Raw genomic sequence first — 1,387 nt, forward strand, 5'->3', positions numbered from 1 at the left:
AATGAGGATGCTAGGATAATGAATATAAAAAACTATTTCTCTCTTTTGGTGTTACTTTTTTTAAGTGGTTGTTCAACTATTAATCAAGAATTAGTAACAAAAGAGAAATTACTGACTAACTCTGGTCAAACTGAACAGCTTATTGAATTTTATAAAGCGAACTTAGTCGAAGTCCCGAGTTATAAGATAAAACTGATCAATTTATATTTGGATAATAAAGACCAAAAATCTGCTGAGTTATACATAAACACTCTAGAGAAAAAGGATCTTAAAGACCCAGATATTATTTATATCTTAGCTAAGCTTGAATATTTAAAATCCAATTACGATGCGAGTGAACGTTACTTAGAAGAGTATTTAGATAATGGCGGTCCAGAGGGTGATTACTACCTTCTAAAAGGCAAAATACTTGCGCGTAAAAAAGACTACGACGGTGCAATTTCTCACTTCAATGACAGTAAGAAGAATGGCGCATCAGACCGTGAGGCAAACAACAATATTGCGGTAGTGATGATGTTGCAAGGCAGACCAGAGCCCGCAATGGAACTGCTCTATGGCTTGTTTGCTGCCAATCCAAATGATGAAAAGGTACGTTCAAATCTCCTTTTGGCGTCGACTCGGTCGAATCGTCCGGATGTGGCGTTGGAGGTTTTGAAACACGACAGTAGCGAGCAAGACGCACGAGTCAAACTGAAAAAGCTCATGAAGAGCGTTAAACCTCTGAAGAAAAAAATAGATACAAAAGTTCCACCCAAACAGGTCGCGAAGTCAAAGGAAAAGAAAAATATGGAAATGGATACGAAATCTGTCGATTTGAAACCAAAGTACGTAGCGCGCTCAGTATTAGACCCGCAAAACTTACGTCCTAAAGCGCCGTCAATTTATCGAATTCAAGTATTAGCAACCTATAAAGTCATTCCGTCAGATTACCTAAATTATCTGAAAGGCAACTATGGCAAAGTGTATTCCTACACTCACGGCTTATGGAAGCGTTATTGCGTTGGTGAGTTTAGCGATATAGATGATGCAAAGAAGTTTCTTGAAAACATGAATATCAAAGGTGCTTTTGTCGTTGATTACACGAAGAAAAGGTACGTTGAATTATGATCAAGTTTCAAAAAGGAAGTTTGACGGTCGAAGTTGCGATGGGCTTACCCGTTTTGATCATGGTGCTATTTACCTGGTTTGACTTGTCTGTACTTACGTATTCGATGGGTGTAACCGACCATGCGCTGACGACAGCTGTGATGAGTAGTAAAAAACAAGGTAGTTCTAGCAACTCGGAAAAAGTGGACTATCAAGATGTGGTCAAAACCAAACTAGAAACCAGCGGTGGTGCCTTATGGTCAAAGGTTGTTGACCATTCATCGGTATCTGCATCGGTCTA

The 1,387-nt window shown here is 39.1% G+C and carries 2 protein-coding genes; both read left to right on the forward strand.

What is annotated here, in order from left to right:
• Positions 1 to 18: 18 nt before the first annotated feature.
• Complete coding sequence (locus R7E42_RS24240; RefSeq protein ID WP_318073124.1) at positions 19 to 1,107, forward strand: tetratricopeptide repeat protein; 1,089 nt, start codon at positions 19 to 21, stop codon at positions 1,105 to 1,107.
• The coding region (locus tag R7E42_RS24245; RefSeq protein WP_318073123.1) for a pilus assembly protein at positions 1,104 to 1,387 on the forward strand (284 nt) is incomplete at its 3' end. The genes R7E42_RS24240 and R7E42_RS24245, both read left to right, overlap by 4 nt.

Source organism: Vibrio sp. Vb1337 (assembly GCF_033338715.1).
Taxonomy (GTDB): domain Bacteria; phylum Pseudomonadota; class Gammaproteobacteria; order Enterobacterales; family Vibrionaceae; genus Vibrio; species Vibrio alginolyticus.